This is a genomic window from Sedimenticola hydrogenitrophicus (assembly GCF_029017505.1).
In the GTDB taxonomy this organism is placed as follows: Bacteria; Pseudomonadota; Gammaproteobacteria; order Chromatiales; family Chromatiaceae; genus Sedimenticola; species Sedimenticola hydrogenitrophicus_A.
In genome coordinates, this window is record NZ_JAQGEI010000005.1 from 80,182 (window position 1) to 100,991 (window position 20,810).

12 protein-coding genes are annotated in these 20,810 nt (G+C 60.1%); 7 read left to right on the top strand and 5 right to left on the bottom strand.

The window, feature by feature from the left end; translation table 11 throughout:
- Positions 1-262 precede the first annotated feature (262 nt).
- The 4 genes from O9K64_RS04480 (at position 263) to O9K64_RS04495 (ending at position 10,154) form a co-directional block, all read left to right on the top strand.
- Entirely contained in the window at positions 263-724 is a 462-nt protein-coding gene (locus O9K64_RS04480; protein WP_275096888.1) for a glycine zipper 2TM domain-containing protein, read from the top strand.
- A 255-nt stretch (positions 725-979) separates the two neighbouring features.
- The gene (locus tag O9K64_RS04485; RefSeq protein ID WP_275096889.1) at positions 980-9,568 is read left to right on the top strand and encodes a GH36-type glycosyl hydrolase domain-containing protein; all 8,589 of its coding nucleotides are present in this window, start codon (positions 980-982) and stop codon (positions 9,566-9,568) included.
- Between the two features lie 21 nt (positions 9,569-9,589).
- Complete coding sequence (locus tag O9K64_RS04490; RefSeq protein ID WP_335342236.1) at positions 9,590-9,739, top strand: DUF3096 domain-containing protein; 150 nt, start codon at positions 9,590-9,592, stop codon at positions 9,737-9,739.
- 214 nt (positions 9,740-9,953) lie between these two features.
- Complete coding sequence (locus O9K64_RS04495; protein ID WP_275096890.1) at positions 9,954-10,154, top strand: CsbD family protein; 201 nt, start codon at positions 9,954-9,956, stop codon at positions 10,152-10,154.
- A gap of 61 nt (positions 10,155-10,215) precedes the next feature.
- Here O9K64_RS04495 and O9K64_RS04500 read toward each other — a convergent pair whose 3' ends face one another.
- The 3 genes from O9K64_RS04500 to O9K64_RS04510 form a co-directional block, all read right to left on the bottom strand.
- Positions 10,216-12,603: a phosphoketolase gene (locus O9K64_RS04500; protein ID WP_275096891.1), complete on the bottom strand. Its 2,388-nt coding sequence runs from the start codon at positions 12,601-12,603 to the stop codon at positions 10,216-10,218.
- A gap of 363 nt (positions 12,604-12,966) precedes the next feature.
- The gene (locus tag O9K64_RS04505; protein ID WP_275096892.1) at positions 12,967-13,638 is read right to left on the bottom strand and encodes an OmpA family protein; all 672 of its coding nucleotides are present in this window, start codon (positions 13,636-13,638) and stop codon (positions 12,967-12,969) included.
- 533 nt (positions 13,639-14,171) lie between these two features.
- Positions 14,172-14,486: a BON domain-containing protein gene (locus tag O9K64_RS04510; protein WP_275096893.1), complete on the bottom strand. Its 315-nt coding sequence runs from the start codon at positions 14,484-14,486 to the stop codon at positions 14,172-14,174.
- A 563-nt stretch (positions 14,487-15,049) separates the two neighbouring features.
- Between O9K64_RS04510 and O9K64_RS04520 the strand changes: the two genes are divergently transcribed.
- The 3 genes from O9K64_RS04520 to O9K64_RS04530 all read left to right on the top strand — a co-directional run bounded on the left by O9K64_RS04520 (position 15,050) and on the right by O9K64_RS04530 (position 18,126).
- Positions 15,050-16,390 carry a hemolysin family protein gene (locus O9K64_RS04520; protein WP_275096894.1) on the top strand — a complete coding sequence of 447 codons (1,341 nt, stop codon included), beginning with the start codon at positions 15,050-15,052 and terminating at the stop codon, positions 16,388-16,390.
- Complete coding sequence (locus tag O9K64_RS04525; RefSeq protein ID WP_275096895.1) at positions 16,383-17,129, top strand: CNNM domain-containing protein; 747 nt, start codon at positions 16,383-16,385, stop codon at positions 17,127-17,129. Before O9K64_RS04520 ends, O9K64_RS04525 begins: the two co-directional genes overlap by 8 nt.
- Before the next feature lie 484 nt (positions 17,130-17,613).
- Positions 17,614-18,126 carry a hypothetical protein gene (locus tag O9K64_RS04530; protein ID WP_275096896.1) on the top strand — a complete coding sequence of 171 codons (513 nt, stop codon included), beginning with the start codon at positions 17,614-17,616 and terminating at the stop codon, positions 18,124-18,126.
- 336 nt (positions 18,127-18,462) lie between these two features.
- On the opposite strand, the gene O9K64_RS04535 is transcribed toward O9K64_RS04530, so the two are convergent.
- Both O9K64_RS04535 and O9K64_RS04540 read right to left on the bottom strand, forming a co-directional pair.
- Positions 18,463-19,146, bottom strand: a complete 684-nt coding sequence (locus tag O9K64_RS04535) for a response regulator (RefSeq protein ID WP_275096897.1) — start codon at positions 19,144-19,146, stop codon at positions 18,463-18,465.
- The gene (locus O9K64_RS04540; protein WP_335342231.1) at positions 19,143-20,777 is read right to left on the bottom strand and encodes a sensor histidine kinase; all 1,635 of its coding nucleotides are present in this window, start codon (positions 20,775-20,777) and stop codon (positions 19,143-19,145) included. Before O9K64_RS04540 ends, O9K64_RS04535 begins: the two co-directional genes overlap by 4 nt.
- Positions 20,778-20,810: the final 33 nt, after the last annotated feature.

Below are 20,810 nucleotides of genomic sequence, written 5' to 3' on the forward strand. Positions count from 1 at the left end.
GTCATTTCAAGGCTAAGTATAGACCACTCCCGGAGTTGTGTACGGCATCGCACATATGCGCAATTTCGGCTTCATCGAGCTCTTTCCATTGAGGATTAATCTTCCCGCCGGATTTGGCAGTGGCGGCGCACGTGAAACGTCTCATTAGTCATGCCTAGTGGAATCATCCTCATGCACCACCGTGCGTCATGTGTACGTCACCGCACAGACGGATCAGGGATTTGGGGATTAATCTTGAATCCTGAAATGCAGGAGGTTATTTATGAAAACATGCCAAATAGTCATCGCCGCCATTGTCGCTGTTACTGCTCTGGTGGGTGGTTGCACGAATACGGGCTATCGTCCTGTGGCATCCGCACCGGCCTACTCGAGTAACTTGTATGGTGTGATCGAAACGATCGAAGTGACCTCCGGTGATGGTGTCGATGGGATAGCGGGCACCGGTATAGGCGCAGGCGCGGTCGTCGGCGGTGTCGTCGGCGGTGTGCTCGGACATCAGGTAGGTGGTGGTACCGGTAAGGATATCGCGACCGCGGTGGGGGTCGTCGGTGGCGCCGTGGTGGGTCACGAGATACAAAAGCGCAGTCAAACGCAACAGGAGACCTACCGCCTGCGGGTGCGACTCGAGAATGGAAGTTATCAAACCGTCATGCAGGACAGCATCGAAGGCCTGCGCGTCGGAGACAGGGTGCGCATCGATAATGGGCGCGCTTATCGCTACTGATTTCCATACACCGAATCCCGGTCGGATCTCCAGGCCAACCTGTTTAGACTGGGTTGGCCTTTTGTTTGATTAGGTCGGATCCGACCGGCCGGTGGTTTCGATGGACAAGGGATGCATGTCCATGAGTCCCATGGAACCTGATCCCGGCTCTGCACCGACGACTCGAGTACTCGCGAGGAGAACGCCATAGTCATCAAAGAGATCATATCTCTTGCGCGCACACGCAACACGCTGCGAAACGAGCATGATACGGAGTTGCTGCGTTCGGAGCTGTTCAGCATCGAACAGCTTAAGCGCCACGCTGTTACGCTGGCTAGTCAGCATAGAATCGATCCGCAAGCGGGACCGGACAAGCTGCTGCCACGCTTGGCGGACAACGCGCGCGTGCTGCAGGCGGCGTACGACGTCGTCACGGCCGCAGCCACGCCGGGGCAACGGATCGTGCCGGCCGAGGCTTGGCTGCTCGACAATTATTATCTGATAGAACAGCAGATCGGCCTGGCCCGCCGGCATCTCCCACGGGGCTACAGCCGGCAGTTGCCGCAACTGGCCGGCGGCGCGTCGGCCGGCTTTCCCCGTATCTACGACTTGGCGCTGGAACTTATTTCACATATGGACGGTCGTGTCGACAGCGACAATGCGAGTCAGTTCGTCGTCGCCTACCAGACTGTCGAATCGTTGCAGCTGGGCGAGTTGTGGGCCTTCCCAATCATGCTGCAATTGGCACTGCTGGAAAATCTGCGGCGCGTCGGGGTGCGTATCGCTCAGCGGCGCGAGGAACGCGATGCGGCCATCGTTTGGGCGGACCGCATGCTCGCAACGGTCGAAAAGGAACCGAAACAGCTGATCCAGTTGCTGGCCGAATTCGCCAACGCCGACGTACCGCTGACCGCGCCGTTCGTGGAGGAGTTCTACGACAGACTTCAGGCGCAGGGGCCAGCCATGGCGTTCGTTCAAACCTGGGTCGAGCAGAAGTTATTCGAGCAAGGGGTGACGGCAACACAGTTGTCGCAAGCGGCCGGACGAACCGCCGCGGCCAATCAGATTTCCATCGCCAACAGCATCGGCAGTCTGCGCTTCATCGGGGCAATGGACTGGCGGAATTACGTCGAATCGCTCAGCGCCGTCGAACAGATCCTGCGTGAAGACCCGATGGGGGTGCACGCTGGTCAGAATTTCATCACCCGGGACCGTTACCGGCATGTCGTGGAGGACGTGGCGAGAGGCGCTTCGTGCAGTGAGTCGACGGTGGCTCGCGCCGCCATCATGCTCGCGCAGACGGCCGCGGAGCGGCTTGGCGACCAGGATCGCAGCGCGCATGTCGGCTACTATCTGATCAGCAGCGGACGGCGGAGCCTGGAACAGGCGGTCGGTTGCCGTCCGTCGTTGAAATCCAGGATCAACCGGGCGGCCCGGTGTATCCGCCTGAGCCTTTACCTCGGCCCAATCCTCCTGCTCACATTGCTGGCGACCTGGGGCGCGCTCTCCGCTTCCGGCGGCTTCGAGCAGGGGGGCTGGTGGACCTGGTTTTTTTCGATCGTCGGTATCGTCGCCGCATCGGCACTGGCTGTCCCGCTGGTGAATATGGTGGTCACCCTCGTCCTGCCGCCGCGAACGTTGCCGCGAATGGATTACTCCAAGGGGATCCCGGACGTCCACCGCAGCATGGTGATCGTGCCCACCTTGCTCGACACTCCGCAGGGCGTCGACGGCCTGCTCGAGGCCCTGGAGATCCGCTACCTCGGCAACCGCGACCCCAACCTGTTCTTCGCGCTGCTGACGGATTATCGAGACGCGCCAGAGCAAGTGCTGCCGGGCGATGACGCGTTGCTGGCGTACCTGCGCGCGGCTGTCGAGGCGCTCAACACGACCTACCGCGACGACCGCCCCTGCATCTTCTATCTGTTCCACCGTCAGCGGATATGGAACCCGGTCGAAGGTGTATGGATGGGCTACGAGCGCAAGCGCGGCAAGCTGGAACAGTTCAATGCCGTATTGCGGGGCGGTTCACGCACGGCCTTCTCGGACATCGTCGGCGATCAGGTCATTCTCGATTCGATCAAGTACGTCATCACCCTGGATACTGACACGCAGCTGCCCCGCGATACTGCACACGAGCTGATAGGCAATCTCGCGCATCCGCTCAATCGGCCGTTGTATTCCGCCGACAAGGGCCGGATCGTGGAGGGCTACGCGATCCTGCAGCCGCGTGCTTCGATCAGTCTCACCAGTGCGGGTCAGTCCCGGTTCGCGAAGCTGTTCGCGGGTGACTCGGGCATCGACCCCTACACGCGTGAGGTGTCGGACGTCTACCAGGATATCTTCGGCGAGGGGTCTTTCATCGGCAAGGGCATCTACGATGTGGACGCCTTTCGACAAGCCGTCGACGGACGCTTTCCGGAAAACCTAATCCTCAGTCACGACCTGCTGGAGAGCGGATATGCACGTTCCGCGCTAGTGACCGATGTCGATCTCATCGAGGAACATCCGGCCAGTTATGCACAAGAGGCGAGCCGGCGTCACCGCTGGATACGTGGCGACTGGCAGCTCGCCGCCTGGCTGCTGCCGCGCGTGCCGGGGCCTCCTGTAGCGGGTGATCCGAACAGCGCGAGGACCCGGCGGCAATCCAATCCGCTCTCGCGTCTGTTGCGGTGGAAACTGCTCGACAATCTGCGCCGCAGCCTGGTGCCGCCGGCGCTGTCGGCCCTGCTGGCGGGCGGCTGGCTGTTCGGCCCGGCGCCCGTCTGGTTCTGGACCCTGCTGGTCACCGCTGTGCTGTTCGTGCCCTGCTTGCTGTCCGTCGTGATCGACTTCATCCGCAAACCCGCAGAACGCGATTGGTCGGCGCACCTGAGCCTGACCGGGAAATCCGTGGTTCGCCCCCTCGGGCATGCGTTCCTGGCACTGGTATTCCTGCCCTACGACACGTTCATCAACCTGGATGCGGTACTGCGTTCGGGTGTGCGCATGCTGTTCACACGACGCGGATTACTGATCTGGCAACTGCCGGCCTATGCGATCCGCAACGCGCGGCGGACGCCGGCGGATTATCTGCAAGAGATGTGGATCGGGCCTGCGTTCGCCATTGGGCTGGCGCTGGCGTCGGCGTGGACAGCGGGTGCGGCGTGGCTCTACACGGCACCCGTCCTGTTGCTGTGGCTGATGTCACCCGTGGTCGGCTGGTGGATCAGTCAACCGCTGGCATCGCCCATGCCGGATCTGGACGTCGGGCAACGGACCTTCCTGCGGGCGTCGGCCCGACGGACCTGGCGCTACTTCGATACCTTCGTGGGTCCACAGGACAACTGGCTGCCACCCGACAATTTCCAGGAATATCCGGCACCGGTCATCGCCTCGCGCACCTCGCCCACCAATATCGGTTTGGCGCTGCTGGCGGACCTGGTGGCGTACGATTTCGGTTACATCGCTGCCGGTGAATTACTGCAGCGGACTGGAAACACGCTGGCGGCGATGGAGAAACTGGAGCGCTACCGTGGCCACTTCTACAACTGGTACGACACGCACACACTGCAACCGCTGTTCCCGCAATATGTCTCCTCGGTGGACAGCGGCAACCTGGCCGGCAGTCTGCTCACCCTGCAAGCTGGCCTGGTAGAGTTGAAGGACCGACCGGTATTCTCATCGAATGCGTTTCAGGGTCTGCAGGACACCTTGCAGGTGCTTGCCGATCACGTCCCTGCCTCACCCGACCCGGATCTGGCGAAGCAGATAAGCTCGCTGCAGGACACGCTCCACGCGCTCACCCTGAACGGGCAACCCGGGACGCTGGTGGCCGCGGAAAATCTGCTGGACGAGATTCACCGTACGGGCGGGGGGCTGGTCGCCTGGCTGCCCGCCGATATCGATATCGATGGCGAACTGTACTACTGGGCACAGGTGTTCGACCGGCAAACCCGTGCACTGCGTGATGAACTCGATTTTCTGGCGCCAGGGTCGCGGCAATTCAGCGGCATCCCGACGCTGGTAGACATGGCCGGGCCGGCCGTGCCCCCGGGATCGCGCGTCAAGGCGGCGCTGGAGCGGCTCAATTCCATCGACGATCTGGTGTCTCGCTGCCGCGCACTGGCGGTGATGGATTTCGAATTCCTCTATGACGGCGCATGCAATCTGCTGGCCATTGGCTACGATGTGGGTGAACGCCGCCGCGATCCATCCTGTTACGACCTGCTGGCTTCGGAGGCGCGCCTGGCCAGTTTCCTGCTGATCGCGCAGGGACAGGTCCCGCAGAAGCACTGGTTTGCGCTCGGCCGTCTGCTGACCAGCCATGGCGGCGACGTGAGCCTGATATCGTGGAGCGGTTCGATGTTCGAGTACCTCATGCCGCAGCTGATCATGCCGAGTTACGCGAATACGCTGCTGGAGAAGACCTGCATGGCCGCGGTTTCACGGCAGATCGAATACGGCCGGCAGCGCGCGGTGCCGTGGGGCATTTCCGAGTCCTGCTATAACGCCACCGATGCCGCCCATGTCTATCAATATCGGGCCTTCGGTGTGCCGGGTCTGGGCTTCAAACGCGGGCTGGGTGACGACCTGGTCATCGCGCCTTACGCCAGTGCATTGGCGCTGACGGTACAGCCACGGGAAGCGTGCCGCAACCTGCAGGTGCTGGCCGACCAGGGATTCCTAGGTGCCTATGGCTTCTATGAAGCGATCGATTACACACCCTCGCGGGTGCCGCGGGACAAGCACCACGCCATCGTGCGGACCTTTATGGCGCATCATCAGGGTATGAGCCTGTTGGCCTTCGCGCATGTGTTGCTCGACCAGCCGATGCAGCGCCGTTTCATGTCCGATCCACTCGCGCGTGCGACCGAACTGCTGCTTCAGGAACGGGTGCCGAAGAAGGGCGCGACCCTGCACCCGCATGCGGCCGAAGTGAGCGCCGCCGCGCGCCCGCCCGACACGGAAGCTGGTGCGTTCATGCGTGTGTTCACCGATCCGAACACACCGTTACCCGAGGTCCATCTGTTGTCGAACGGCCGTTACCATGTCATGGCGACACAGGCCGGCGGCAGTTACAGCCGTTGGCGCGACCTGGCTGTCACCCGTTGGCGCGAGGACGCCACCATGGATGGCTGGGGAACCTTCATCTACCTGCGCGACGGCGAAACCGGGAAGTACTGGTCGGCTACCTATCAGCCGACACTGCGCAAGGCCGACCACTACGAGGCGATTTTCGTGCAGGGGCGTGCGGAATACCGGCGGCGCGACCAGGCGATCGAGGCGCACACCGAGATCAGCGTGTCTCCCGAAGACGATGTCGAGATCCGCCGGGTCACGCTCACCAACCAGTCGTCGCGCACCCGGCATATCGAGGTGACGAGTTATGCAGAAGTCGTGCTGGCACCGCTGAATGCCGACCTCGCGCATCGTGCCTTCAGCAACCTGTTCGTGCAGAGCGAAATCCTGCCCGACCGGCAGGCGATTCTGTGCACGCGTCGCCGCCGCACGCCGGGTGAGCCGGTACCATGGATGTTTCATCTGCTGGCCGCGCCAGGCGCCTTGGCCGATGAACCGTCCTACGAGACCGACCGCGCAAAATTCATCGGCCGGTGCCGGACGACGGCCAACCCGGCGGCGCTGCAAGCCGGTGGCGGTCCGCGGCGTTCGACCAGCCGCCTGTCGGGTACCGAGGGTTCCGTTCTGGATCCCATCGTGGCGATCCGCTGCACGCTCACCCTGTCCGCCGACGAATCTGCCACCGTGCAGATCATCTCCGGTGTCGCGGACACGCGCGAGGCCGCCCTGGCCCTGCTGGAGAAGTATTGCGACCGGCACTTTGTCGAGCGGGCCTTCGAGATGGCCTGGTTCCAGAGTCAGGAGGTGCTGCGCCATCTCAACGCCGCCGAGGCCGATGCGCAGGTCTATGGCCGGCTGGCCAGTTCCGTTATCTACGGTAATGTCCTGCGCCGTGCCGCGCCCAGTGTCATCATCCGCAACCGGCTCGGCCAGTCCGGACTGTGGCGTTTTGCCGTCTCGGGCGATCTGCCGATCGTCCTGCTGCGCATCGGCGATCTGAACCGCATCGATCTGGTCAAACAGGTGTTGCAGGCCCACGCGTATTGGCGGATGAAGGGTCTGGCGGTGGATCTGGTGATCGTCAACGAGGATTTCTCGAGCTACCGGGCGCTGCTGCACGACCAGATCATGGGGTTGATCAACGCGGGGCCGGAGGCGCATGTCGTCGACAGACCGGGCGGTGTCTTCGTACGTCGAGCCGAGGAGCTTTCCGAGAACGAACGGGTCCTGTTCCAGTCGGTTGCCCGCATCGTCTTCAGCGATACCGCCGAGACACTGATCGAGCAGGTGGAACGCCGCGTCTCGGCCGAACGCGAATCGGACCTCCTGGCGCCGGCAGTGAAGGCGGCGGCCGAACCGGTCACGCCGCTGCCGCCGCGCGAGCGCATCTTCTGCAACGGTGTGGGCGGCTTCACGCCCGATGGCCGCGAATATGTCGTCACCCTGGAACCCGGTCAGTGCACGCCGGCGCCATGGGCCAATGTCATTGCCAGCCCGCACATCGGTACGGTCGTCAGTGAGGGCGGAAGCGCCTATACCTGGGTGGAAAACGCGCACGAGTTCCGGCTGACCACGTGGCACAACGACCCGCTATGCGACAGCAGCGGCGAGGCGGTCTACATCCGCGACGAGGAAACGGGCGCGTTCTGGTCGCCGACGCCCCTGCCTGCCCGCGGCCGGTCCGGATATGTGTGCCGGCACGGATTCGGCTACAGCGTGTTCGAGCATTACGAAGCCGCTATCTCCTCGGAGCTTTTCACCTATGTCGCCATGGACGCGCCGGTGAAATTCGTCGTGGTCAAGCTGCGTAATCATTCGAAACGCGCCCGCAAGCTGTCGTTGACCGGATTCTGGGAGCTCGTCCTCGGCGAGTGGCGCCATGCCAATCTGATGCACATCGTCACCGAGACGGACCCGCACAGCGGCGCGCTGTTCGCCCGCAATGCCTACGGCCGCGAATACGCCAATCGAGTAGTCTTCGCCCACGTCAACGCGCACGAGCGGTCGGTGAGCGGTAATCGTAGCGAATTTATCGGTCGTAATGGCTCGCTGGCCAAGCCGGCGGCAATGCGCCGTAAGCGTCTGTCGGGCAGGGTGGGTGCGGGCCTGGATCCGTGCGCCGCGCTGCAGACCCGGATCGAACTTGCCGAGGGGCAGGGCAGCGAGATCGTATTCGTCTTCGGTGCCGCCGCAAACGACGATGAGGCACGTGATTGCATCCAGCGCTTCGGCGGGTGGGCCGGCGCGCGGCAGGCCCTGGAGGCGGTGTGGGAGTACTGGAACCGTACGCTGGGGACGGTGCAGGTCGAGACGCCGGATCCCGCGCTGGACGTGTTGGTCAACGGCTGGCTGATCTATCAGACCCTGTCATGCAGGCTGTGGGGTCGCAGTGGCTACTATCAGTCCGGCGGTGCCTATGGATTCCGCGATCAATTGCAGGATATCCTTGCGCTGCTCCACGCGACACCGTGGCTCGCCCGCGACCAGCTGGTCCGCTGCGCCGAGCGCCAGTTCCTCAAGGGAGACGTGCAGCACTGGTGGCATCCGCCCAACGGCCAGGGCGTGCGCACGCATTTCTCCGACGATTATCTGTGGCTGCCGTACGCGACCTGCCATTATGTTCTGGCGACCGGTGATACGGGCGTGCTTGACGAATCTTTGCGCTTTCTGGAGGGTCGTGAGTTGAATGCGCAGGAAGAGGCCTATTACGACCAGCCGCAGCGTTCACCGGAAGCGGCCAGCCTTTACGAGCATTGCGTGCGGGCGATCAGAAACGGCTTGCGCTTCGGCGCACATGGATTGCCGCTGATCGGCTGCGGCGACTGGAACGACGGCATGAACCTCATCGGCCGCGATGGCAAGGGTGAGAGCGTGTGGCTGGCGTGGTTCCTGTACGAGAACCTGCGACTGTTCGCTGACCTGGCGCTTGGCCGGGATGACACTACCTTCGCCGCGCTATGCGCGGAACAGGCGGAGCTGCTGCGCGCGAACATTGAGGCGCAAGCCTGGGATGGCGGCTGGTATCGGCGCGCTTACTTCGACGACGGCACGCCCTTGGGGGCGTCCGCCAACGACGAATGCCAGATCGACTCGATCAGTCAGAGCTGGGCGGTGATATCCCACGGTGGTGATCCCCTGCGGGCTCGCCGGGCGATGACCGCGGTCGACCGGCGTCTGGTGCGGCGCGATGCGCAACTGATCCAACTGCTCGACCCGCCGTTCGACACATCGGAGCTGGAGCCCGGCTATATCAAGGGCTACGTTCCCGGCGTTCGCGAGAACGGCGGACAATATACCCATGCCGCGATCTGGACCACGATGGCATTCGCCATGCTGGGCGACCGGGAACGTGCGTGGGAATTCTTCGCCATGCTCAATCCCATCCATCACGGCAGCACGCCCGAGACCATCGCGCTCTACAAAGTCGAGCCCTATGTCATGTGCGCGGACATCTATGGCGCATCGCCGCATACGGGCACGGGCGGTTGGACTTGGTACACCGGGGCGGCAGGATGGATGTACCGGCTGACCGTGGAAACCCTGCTGGGCCTGCGCCTGGAAGTGGATCGCCTGCGCATCGCGCCGTGCATCCCGGCCCACTGGGCGGGATACAAGGTCCACTACCGCTATCGCGATACCGTCTACCATATTGCCGTCGAGATCGGCGCTGAACAGATGCAGCAGGCGGTAAGCGTCACGGTGGATGGCATCGAGCATGCCGGTAACCTCATTCCATTGATCGACGACCGTCTGGAGCACGCGGTCGAGGTGAGAATAACCGCACTATCCCAAACCTCCCACTGACGCAAGGAGATATCCATGAACATGACATTGAGCATCGCCCCATTGGTCGCGCTGATCGCCGGCATTCTCATACTTGCCGTGCCGCGGCTGTTGAACTACATCGTAGCCATCTATTTGATTGTCATTGGCCTGCTTGGGCTGTTTGGCGCGGGTGGTCTAAATATCCGGTAACCGTTTCCGGGCACCCTTCGTCCCTGTGTAGGGGGGGGGGCGGGATTATGTTCGACATCGTACAGACAATGCCCTATAGGTTCCGGCTGCGGACATCTTTGTGGATTCCCGCAGTCATTGCCTGTTTATGCATGTGCGCAGCCGTACAGACCATCTCCTCGCATTCGATTAGCCTGGAGTCTGTGGTCATTCTGAAATCGATATGGAGTTTTATATGAATTGGGACATAGTCAAAGGCAACTGGAAGCAGTTCAGGGGCGAGGTGAAGGCGTACTGGGGTGAACTCACCGACGATCATCTCGACGTCATCGCGGGAAGGCGCGATGTCCTGGTGGGGAAGATCCAGGAGATCTACGGCATCACCAGGGACGAAGCCGAACAGCAGATCAAGCGCTTCGAGCAACGCGACGGATAATGGCGTAAACGCGGCATCCACCGTCGTGTCTCACTGCGAGGACGACCGCGGCGGCCTGTGTTTAATAGGGCCACACCCAGTTGCGAATCTCCGGCATGTCTTCCCCGTATTCGCGGATGTAGTATTTGTGATCGATCAGCTTATCGCGCACGAATTGTTTCACATGGGCGGCCCGCTGGCGCAACCGCGGCACGCGATCCACCACATCGGCAACCAGGTGATAGCGGTCCAGATCGTTCATCGCCACCATATCAAACGGGGTGGAGGTGGTGCCTTCCTCTTTATAACCACGCACATGCAGGTTATGGTGATTGGTGCGGCGGTAGGTGAGGCGATGGATCAGCCAGGGGTAGCCATGGTAGGCGAAGATCACCGGTTTGTCGGTGGTGAAGATGTCGTCGAAATGGCGATCCGGCAGGCCGTGGGGGTGTTCCTCTTTGGGCGTCAGGGTCATCAGGTCGACCACATTGACCACGCGGATCTTCAGGTCGGGAATCTGCTGACGCAGGATGTCCACCGCTGCCAGGGTCTCCAGGGTCGGTACATCGCCGCAACAGGCCATAACTACATCGGGATCACCGCCGTCGTCGGTGGAGGCCCACACCCAAATGCCGATACCGCTGGTGCAGTGTTTCATCGCCTCGTCCATGCTTAGCCACTGGGGCGAGGGCTGCTTGCCGGCAACCACCACGTTGATCTTGTTACGGCTGCGCAGGCAGTGGTCAGTGACCGAGAGTAGGGTATTGGCATCCGGCGGCAGATAGACGCGGATGATTTCCGATTTTTTGTTTACCACATGATCGATGAAGCCCGGGTCCTGATGGGAGAAGCCATTGTGGTCCTGGCGCCAGACATGGGACGAAAGCAGGTAATTGAGCGAGGCGATCGGCCGCCGCCAGGGGATCTCCTTCGAGGTGGTCTTCAACCATTTGGCGTGCTGGTTGAACATGGAATCGATGATGTGGATGAAGGCCTCGTAGCAGTTGAAAAAGCCATGGCGTCCGGTGAGCAGATAGCCTTCCAGCCAGCCCTGGCAGGTGTGTTCGGAGAGGATCTCCATCACCCGTCCGTCGGGGGCGAGGTGGTCGTCCTCGGGAATGGTGTCCTCCATCCAGGCCCGGTTGGTGACTTCGAAGACATTGCCCCAGCGGTTGGAGGCGGTTTCATCCGGACCGAAGAGGCGGAAGTTGCGGGAGTTCATGTTGGCCTTCATGATGTCGCGCAGGAAGGTGCCCTGCACGCGGGTCGCTTCAGCCACCGTGGAACCCCGCTTTTTAATTATTACTTCGTAATCGCGGAAATCGGGCATGCGCAGGTCGTGCAGCAATTTGCCACCGTTGGCATGAGGAATGTCGCCCATCCGTTTCTCGCCCTGTGGAGCAAGGTCCTGTAATTCGGGTATTAACGCGCCGTCTTCAGTAAACAGCTCTTCCGGGCGGTAGCTCTTAAGCCAGGTCTCCAGCAGTTTGAGGTGATCCTTATTGCCCCGCACTTCGGAGAAGGGAACTTGGTGCGAACGCCAGAAGTCCTCGGTCTTTTTGCCGTCCACCTCTTTCGGGCCGGTCCAGCCCTTGGGTGTGCGCAGGATGATCATGGGCCAGCAGGGGCGGTCGGTGATACCCTCCTCGCGGGCGGCGCTCTGGATGGCACGGATCCCGGTGATGCAGGCATCCAGCGTGGCGGCCATTTTCTGATGCATCTCGGCGGGATCGGATCCTTCTACGAAATAGGGTCGGTAGCCATAACCGAGGAATAGTTGTTCCAACTCTTCCCGGGGGATGCGCGCCAGGATGGTGGGGTTGGCGATCTTGTAACCGTTGAGATGAAGAATCGGCAGCACCGCACCATCGGTTTTTGGATTAAGAAACTTGTTTGAATGCCAGGCGGTCGCCAGCGGGCCTGTTTCCGCCTCGCCGTCGCCCACTACACAGGCGACCAGTAGATCAGGATTATCGAACGCGGCGCCGTAGGCGTGGGAGAGGACGTATCCCAATTCACCCCCTTCATGAATCGATCCCGGAGTTTCCGGGGCGACATGGCTGGGAATGCCGCCGGGGAAGGAAAATTGTTTGAACAACCGCTTCATTCCCAATTCGTCCTGGGAGATGTTGGGATAATAGCGACTGTAACTACCCTCGAGCCAGGTATTGGCGACGATGGCCGGGCCGCCGTGGCCGGGACCGGCGAGATAGATCACATTGAGATCCTGTTCCTTTATCAGCCGGTTGAGATGCACATAGATAAAATTCAGGCCGGGGGTCGTTCCCCAGTGGCCCAGCAGGCGCGGTTTGACATGTTCGTTGCTAAGCTTTTCCTTCAGCAGCGGATTGTCCAGCAGGTAAATCTGGCCGACAGACAGGTAATTGGCGGCCCGCCAATAGGCATCCATTTTGGCGGCAAGCTCGGGGCTGAGTGGGGTGGCGTTTGAAACGACACTATTTGTATTCATGACATTCCCTTTTTATATTCGGGTTGAATTCAGGTCCGGACTGCGCTAACGCATTCAGTATAGACAGGGTATGCGGAAGGTGTATCCCATCGACCTAACACCGTTACTGCGGCGTTGAAACGTTCGCTCTTGTTCATGACGGGTCAGTGCAGAGTCAGAGTAAGCAACCACATCATTGAGTACGCTGTCCATCCCGCAGGGTTTAAGTAAGCAATTCACGCTTACCTGTCTATCAGGGAAAATCCATTTCGAGAGGGACGGAGACCGTGCGGTAAACGAACGCCACCGGGTTAAGCCGGTGGCATTCATGTCACCTTGTGTATCCGATGCATCCGCGGATGCCCTTGAGGCAGCGGTTTCAGTCTATTGCTGCACTATAGTGTGGGTCTTGATTTCTACCACAACGCGGCGATTTGGTTTGAGGCATTCAACCAGGCTCGTGTTTTTACTGCTATTTTTACCGGCCATGTCGGTACAGGAAACAGCAGGATCGGATTCACCACTACCGGCGGTTTCAGTGCGGGAACTCACAATACCTTGTCCGACAAGATAATCTTTCACTGCATCCGCCCGGCGCTGTGACAGTTTTTGATTGTAGGCTTCCGAGCCGATCCGGTCGGCGTGTCCGGTGATCCGCACCATCTCAATTTGAGGGTATTCATTCATCTTGGCGACAACCTGATTGTCCAGCTGCCGCTTACCTTCGGTACTTATAACCGACTTGTCAAATTCAAACAGTGTATCGGATTCAAGGGTAAGTACGATGGCCTCCGACTTCATCGGAGGTGGCGCCATTGGGGCCCTTGGCGTCTCGACAGCGGTTACTTTTACCAAGCTCGGATCGCATTCTGCGATGGCCATGTCGGATGTCCAGAATCCGGTTCTCCAGCAGCCATTAAAGCCGTTCATTACTATAGTATTGTTGGGAGTACCGAGCGCATATCCCTCCTTGGTGTTCAAATCAGCGGAGGCGGCGTTGACCAGGGCAAAAGATGCCACGGCAAACAGTGTAGGTGCATAGAGTGAAGTTTTCATGTGGGTTATCCATTATCTAGACTTGAGTATAAAACCGATATGTACTGGCCCGGTGCTCGACTGACTGCCGATACCGTCTCCGGTTATCCCTTTGGTGCTCTAAGGAGGTGTGCCTGGTTGCCGCAATCAGCCAATGCATGGCGTCGAAATCGTAATTGTGGCGTTACGGCCTCTGGATAGGATTCGTGGTTGTGTAGCCTTGTTACTCACGTTGGCCGCTGACGTCCCGAAAACACCAACTGAACGTTACCCACAAAATGGTTTAATGTCTGTACGGCGGCGTACATAGCGCTGCGGATAAAGTACTGTGACCATGCCTGTCGAGCCCGACAATTTAGTGCCTTGTATGTCGTTTCCCATCGGCACTGCAGGGCGCGTACCTGCAAAACCTGTGCGGTGGTGCAGGCGGGTTTATAATGGTCGTCCCAGAGAGAGTGACCCCTCAGTTGATGAGGGGGCAAGGTTTGTCACACATTACTACCCCGGGCCAGCATCGAACCTGGAAGGTTGACACTGGCGAGGCATAGTCAGGATCACTTGAGCCGCATGGAGTTCTTGACGGAGGTCACGCCCTTGATACCCTGGGTAATTTCTACCGCCTTGTTGATATCGTTCTGGGAGTTGACGAATCCACTCAGCTGTACCACACCCTTGAACGTCTCAACGTTAATCTCGGCGGATTTAAGCGTGGGTTCATTAAGTATGGCCGCCTTCACCTTGGTCGTAATAACACTGTCATCAATATACTCTCCGGTACTCTCCTGTTTTGCGGTGGACGTACAACCGATGACCGATGCTAACGTAATAGCCAATAACAACAGGGTAAGATAGTTGCGTAATTGTTTCATGATTGGACTCTCCAGATTTCCATAATTGGGGTGTCAGTGACACCGGCTTTGATTTGCCTCGATACGGTAAAAACCGACTTATCGGTCTTCTGAAAAAATAGAGCGGTATCGAGCAGGTCGAGGCTGCTTGTGCTTACTTGTGAACGTTTAATGATCCCGTGGTTTTTTACACATGGTCTTTTAATCACAGAGGAAGCATAATCACCGGACGTGGCCATCGTCTGTACGCTATCGCACATTGCAACAGAATGAGAAGTACCGGCTACCATTTCCACACCGGTAGATGAGCAGTGCAGGCGACAGTAGGATGGCTTTTTTGGGCGGAAGTCCCGATCGATAAGTGCTTCATGCACAAATGTCACGCGCCAGCCGTCTGGCGGCTATGCAGCGAACCAAGACAAATATGGAAGAGTTGATCCATGCCCATAATAGATTGTTTCACCGACTACGCCAGGGTGGAGCTCACTTCGGCTCGTCTTGCATCCTGACGATGGTGATGGTTGTGCCTGCCGATATCTCCAGAATACCCTCAGTCAGTCTGATCGGTGTCTAATTGTGGCGCGATGAGTCTTTGGATAGCGTTCATTGTCATCGTGCTCCTCCTCATCAACGCACTGTACGTCGCGGCGGAGTTCGCTGCGGTCGGTGCGAGGGTGACGCGTGTCGAACGACTGGCCGCTCAGGGCCAGCGGCTGGCGGTGGCACTGCTGCCGACCCTGCGCGACCCGCTACGCCTGGACCGTTATATCGCCGCCTGTCAGCTCGGTATCACGCTTTCGAGTCTGGTGCTCGGCGCCTTCGGGCAGGCGACGATAGGCCTGGCGCTGGGCGCGCAGCTGGATGAGCATACGGGACTCGAACCGCTCACTGCCTATGCCTTGTCGGCCACCATCACACTGGTGGTGCTCACATCGATCCAGGTCGTCTTCGGGGAACTCATTCCCAGGACGGTTGCGCTGCAATACCCCGTCGGCACCGCCATCTGCACGTATCTGCCACTGCGCTGGTCGATAACGCTCCTGGCGCCGTTCATCACGCTGCTCAATGGCAGCGGCAGCCTGGTGCTGCGACTGTTCGGCGTCAACGGCGAACAGAGCCACCGGCATGTGCATTCGCCCGAGGAGATCGATCTGCTGATCCGCGAGAGTCGCGAGGGCGGGCTGCTGGAGCAGGAAGAGAGCAAACGCCTGCGCGAAGCCTTACAGCTGGGCCAGCACCGGGTACGCCAGCTCATGGTGCACTCGCGGCAGATCGCCAGCCTCGATCTGAGTGCGCCACCAGACCAACTGCTGGCCGATATCGAAGCCTCGCCTTATACGCGGCTGATCGTCCATCGGGGGAATCCTGACGAAATACTCGGCTATATCCATGTGAAGGATGTCGCCGTCGCCATCGCCACGGACCACGACCTGACCGATCTACAGTCCCTGGTCCGGCCGCTGCTGATTGTGCCGTACACCTTGACCATTGACCGCGCACTCAATCAGTTGTGCAGTCAACGGGCCCGCATTGCATTGCTCGCCGATGAATACGGCGACATCAAGGGGCTGGTCAGTCTCCAGGACATCATCCACGAACTGCTCGGTGGATTGTCCGACGAATTCAAATCCGGCGCCGAGCTGGCATCGAGACGACTGCCCGATGGACGTTGGCGTCTACCCGGGCGGTTGCCGCTTAACGAGGTCGACGAATTGATCAAGTCCGCCGGAGGCCAGCCATTGAAGCCAGGCCGGGCGGATACACTGGCCGGCTGGCTGCTGGAGCGGCTGGATACGATTCCGGAGGGTTGCTGCTGCCTGACGATCGACGGTATCGAATTCGAGATCGAGTCCCTGGAAGGCCTGGCTATCGGGTCGGTGCTGGTGCGGATTCCGCAGCGCGGTACAGGAGGCGGAGATGCCTGATCTGCTCATCGTCCTGCTGGTGGTCCTGGCTCTGGTTGTTCTCAACGGGCTGTTTGTCGCGGCCGAATTCGCCATCATCGGCACACCCCGTGCGGCCATTGCCGCGCAGGCCGAGTCCGGCAGCCGCAGGGCCAGGCAGGTCGCGGCCGTTCTCGACGACCCGACCCGGCTAGACCGTTACGTGGCCACCGCACAGCTGGGCATTACGTTCGCCAGTCTGGGGTTGGGTATGTACGGCGAACACACTCTGGCCGTCTTCTTCGAGCATTGGTTGACGGCGGCGGGATTCGCCGGGCTCGGCGCCCAGGTCACGGCGCATGGCCTGGCTGTCGTGCTGGCGATCATCGCCATCACTTACCTGCACATCGTCTTCGGCGAGATGATTCCCAAGGCGCTGGCGCTCAGTCACGCCGTGCGCGTCGCCTTGTGGGTGACGCCCGTCATGCTGATGATCGGGCTGGTGCTCTCCCCCCTGGTGCGGACGCTCAATCTGACAGGCAATTACCTGCTGCGCCTGGTCGGCACCCTCGTTGGTCGGGAATTGGACCACCCGGCGGTGGACAGTGTCTCAGGCCTGATTCTGAGTGAACTCGGCAGGCCGCCGCGGCTAGGCGATCAAGTCCAGTGGAATGGCCTGAACTTCGCGGTTGTCAACCTGCACGGACATGGCGTACTTCAGGCGGTGGTGAGCCTCATCGGCGATGGTAGTCAGCTGATTGGCGGACCAGATCGGAGGTAGAGCTGCCTAAGGCTTCATGCATCAACAAATGGTGGCAGGTATACTGTCATCCCATCGTCAATACTCAAAATATCCGTAAGGATGACAGCGATCGCCTCGGCCCCACTTTTGGGATCCTGATAATCAACCAGCATGCCGGGATTGTAATGCCTGTTATGTTCACCTACCGCATTCCGGGGACAGACCCCAGCCATATCTCGGGGAGACAATACTTAATTCCATTCCCACTCACATTTTCTCATAGTTGGGAACAGGTCGAGTAGCCAACCCATTAACAGGAATGGATATCGTTCATCAGGGTCCTAGTGAATCAAAGATAGTAGACACTCAATAATAACAAAAACAGTTATATGGTCGTCTTGTCTGGTGTATCCTGGTATTCGGCATCGCTTTTGCAGGATTTAATTGCGGAATCCTGTTTTTATGCATCTAGAGGGACCCGGATACTCCATTTCAAGGACACCACTTGAAGAGGGACAAAACGATGAAATCTGCAGCAACCTCGAGTGATAAACGTAAATTCAGCGGCCAGCGTGTACTGGCAAGGTGTGAAATCACGCTGCCCATTTTTGATCCGTTTTCGAACGCCAGTAATTTAATGGCGGGTTACCTGGTGTTCAACATGCGAGGCGGCTGTCTCTATCTCGGTGAGCACACTCACAGCAAGAAGTTCAAAAAGATCTTTCCAGAGGATTACACGGTAACACTTAAAGAACTGATTCTGTCGAGCAACCACACGGCGGATATCGCTGTCCAGAATCTGACACTCAAGTTTCTGCGCTTGAAAGGGCTGGATGACCGGGAAGGCATCGTCTTCAGGTTTGTAGATCTCATCGAACGGCAGGTGGATATCCTGTTTAAAGCACAAGAGCGGATGCCGGCGATAACCAGTCGCGAGGAGTCATCCGTTCCCTTTGAAGAGGTGATGACCCTGGACAGGGATCACCTTGAGACAGCAGGCGGATTTGGAAATCTGAGCCTGATGGAGCCCGACTGAGCAAGACCTGAACACAAAGCAACCGGCAACGCGCCTGCTCTGCGAAGCCATTCAGTACCGAGTTCCGCCGCCAGCCGAAAGCGCTGACGCCGGCGGGACAGGCCGCGACATCCAGGCAGCCCGGACGAGTTACGCGGCGCAGAAAAGACCTTTATCCAGGCGCCGTACGAGTTATCCCTTTGGGGTTGTACAGAGAGCGATTACGGTGCGATCCGTATCTACCGCGGGGCGCAAACAGCGCGGCCTATCAGTGACTGTGCAGGTATCTGTTTATCGAGATCGTCGCCCGTCCGGACGCCAGAGGCATGCACCTCCTCCGACACTTGGTTTGTCTCTTCACTTGAGACAGTAGCGCCGTTCGGGACGTCCGACGCTGCCATAGGCCACCTCCGCGGAGAGTTCCCTGGTGCCTACCAGATACTCGAGGTAACGGCGGGCAGTGGTGCGGGAGGCGCCCATGGCGGCGCCCACTTCCTCAGCACTCCATTGCCCGCCGGCGGTCACGACCTCGCGGATCTTGTCCAGCGTCAGGGCGTCAATGCCCTTGGGCAGGCGCTCTTCCCGGTTCGCGGACTCTTCGGCTGAGCCCCGGGGCAGCAGGACGTCGACTTCTTTCTGGGCCAGTTGGTTCAGGCCTGACAGGTGTGCCAGGTGCTCACGATAGCGGCTGACGGCTTCCTGCAGGCGTTCGAACACCAGGGGTTTGAGGATGTAGTCGAACACGCCGCCCCGCAGGGCGCTGCGCAGGGTATCCACCTCCTTGGCGGCGGTAATGAGGATGATATCGCTGCTGCTGTCCCGGGCCCGCAACTCCCGCAGCAGGTCCAGGCCGTTGCCGTCGGGGAAGTGGACGTCGAGCAGGATCAGGTCCGGCGCCATCACCTCCACCAGGTCCCGGGCATCCGCCAGGGTGTGGGCAATACCGCAAAGCTCGATATGCTCCAGTCGTTCCACGAATCTTCGCTGGATCTCCGCAATCTTGCGGTCATCTTCGACGATCAGCAGCTGAATGGGGGTCACTGGGCATTCCTCTTTTCCGGAGTCCTGGCTTCCGGTGTCTTGGGCAGGTACAGGGTAAAGCGACTGCCGCCTTCGGGCCGGTTCTCCACGGTCACCGAGCCGCCCCAGCGGTTGAGGAACTGGCGCACCAGGTGCAAGCCGATGCCGTGTTCATCCCCCTGCTTGCTGCTGACGCCCCGCTTGAAGATTTTCTGCTGGGCCTCCTCCGATATGCCGGGGCCCTGATCCTCCACCTCAAAGATTAGCTCATTGCCCAGGTCGGTCATGGACAACTGGACGCGTCCGCCCTCACCGGTGTGCAGGCGTGTGGCTTCCAGGGCATTGTCGATCAGGTTGCCCAGCACGCTGACCAGTTGGTCCCGGGGCAGGCCAGGGGGGATGTCCGACATCCAGCTATCCGGGTCGATGTCCAGGCGCAGGCCCATTTCCCGGGCGCGATTGTACTTGCCCAGCAGACAGCCGGCGATAACCGGGTCCGGTACGGCCTCCAACAGCAGGTGGATCAGCGCCTGGTGATCGCTGACTTCGCTGCCGATGAGGGCCAGCGCCTCTTCGGTGGCGCCGATCTGGATCAGCCCGGCGATGGTGTGCAGCTTGTTGGAATACTCGTGGGTCTGGCTGCGCAGGGTATCGGCGTATTGCTGGATACGGGTGAGCTGACGGCTGACCTGGTCAACTTCGTCGCGCAGGCGGAAGCTGGACACCACGCCGGTGATCTCGTCCCCCTGGCGCACTGGCAGGCGATTGACGATCATCTGCCGGCCCCGCAGCCACACTTCCCGGTCAAAATCCGGCTTGCCGGAGTCCAGTACGGAGAGCAGGTCGCTCTCCGGCAGTATATCGAGCAGTGGTTTGCCGGCCAGGGTTGTCTCGGCCTCGAGCCCCAGCGTCTCCAGGGCGGCGCGGTTGACGGTGGTGATGATACCCTCACGGTTGATGGCGATAATGCCCTCGCGCACGGACTGCAAGGTGGCCTCCCGCTCCTGGAACAAGAGGGCGATCTCCCCGGGTTCCAGGCCGAAGATGGCTCGCTTGAAACGGCCTGAGATGACGATAGCGGCGATGATGCTCACCAGCAGCATCAGGCCCACCACACCGTAGAGCACGAAATTGTAGCGCTGGATGGTGGCCTCCACCTGGTCCACGCCGTAGCCCACCGAGACGATGCCGATGATCTCACCGCTGTCAGGCACCACCACCGGGGCCTTGCCACGCACCGATTCCCCGAGGCTGCCTATCGCCCTGGCTACATAGGCCTGGCCGTGCACCAGGGCCTGGCGGCCATCGTCGCCGTCGTCGTCGGCCATGGAGTGGCCGAGCCGGTTCGGGTCCGGGTGGGCCAGGCGGATGGCATTGTGATCGCCAATCACGATAAACAGCGCCTCGTTGGTGGTCGCCAATCGCCGGGCGAGCCGATTGAGGCCGCTGACGTCCCGGGATTGTACCCCCAAGATCACCGCCGGGGTCGCGGCGACGGTCTTGGCTACCATCAGGGCCCGCTGGCCAATTTCGTCGTATAGCGAGCTGCTGAGGTAGTAACCGGCGAACACACCAATCAGGATCGTCTGCAGTGCACTGACGAGGCCAAGGGTGAGGATCATCCGGGTCTTGAGCTTGGTTTTTCGGAACACGGGTCTCATAAACCGGTTTTGTTGTCATTTGAT

Coding starts and splice junctions, on each gene's coding strand:
- O9K64_RS04510 (WP_275096893.1), bottom strand. CDS start 14,486: ATGAAACAATTACGCAACTATCTTACCCTGTTGTTATTGGCTATTACG.
- O9K64_RS04520 (WP_275096894.1), top strand. CDS start 15,050: ATGAGTCTTTGGATAGCGTTCATTGTCATCGTGCTCCTCCTCATCAAC.
- O9K64_RS04490 (WP_335342236.1), top strand. CDS start 9,590: ATGACATTGAGCATCGCCCCATTGGTCGCGCTGATCGCCGGCATTCTC.
- O9K64_RS04480 (WP_275096888.1), top strand. CDS start 263: ATGAAAACATGCCAAATAGTCATCGCCGCCATTGTCGCTGTTACTGCT.
- O9K64_RS04495 (WP_275096890.1), top strand. CDS start 9,954: ATGAATTGGGACATAGTCAAAGGCAACTGGAAGCAGTTCAGGGGCGAG.
- O9K64_RS04530 (WP_275096896.1), top strand. CDS start 17,614: ATGAAATCTGCAGCAACCTCGAGTGATAAACGTAAATTCAGCGGCCAG.
- O9K64_RS04525 (WP_275096895.1), top strand. CDS start 16,383: ATGCCTGATCTGCTCATCGTCCTGCTGGTGGTCCTGGCTCTGGTTGTT.
- O9K64_RS04505 (WP_275096892.1), bottom strand. CDS start 13,638: ATGAAAACTTCACTCTATGCACCTACACTGTTTGCCGTGGCATCTTTT.
- O9K64_RS04500 (WP_275096891.1), bottom strand. CDS start 12,603: ATGAATACAAATAGTGTCGTTTCAAACGCCACCCCACTCAGCCCCGAG.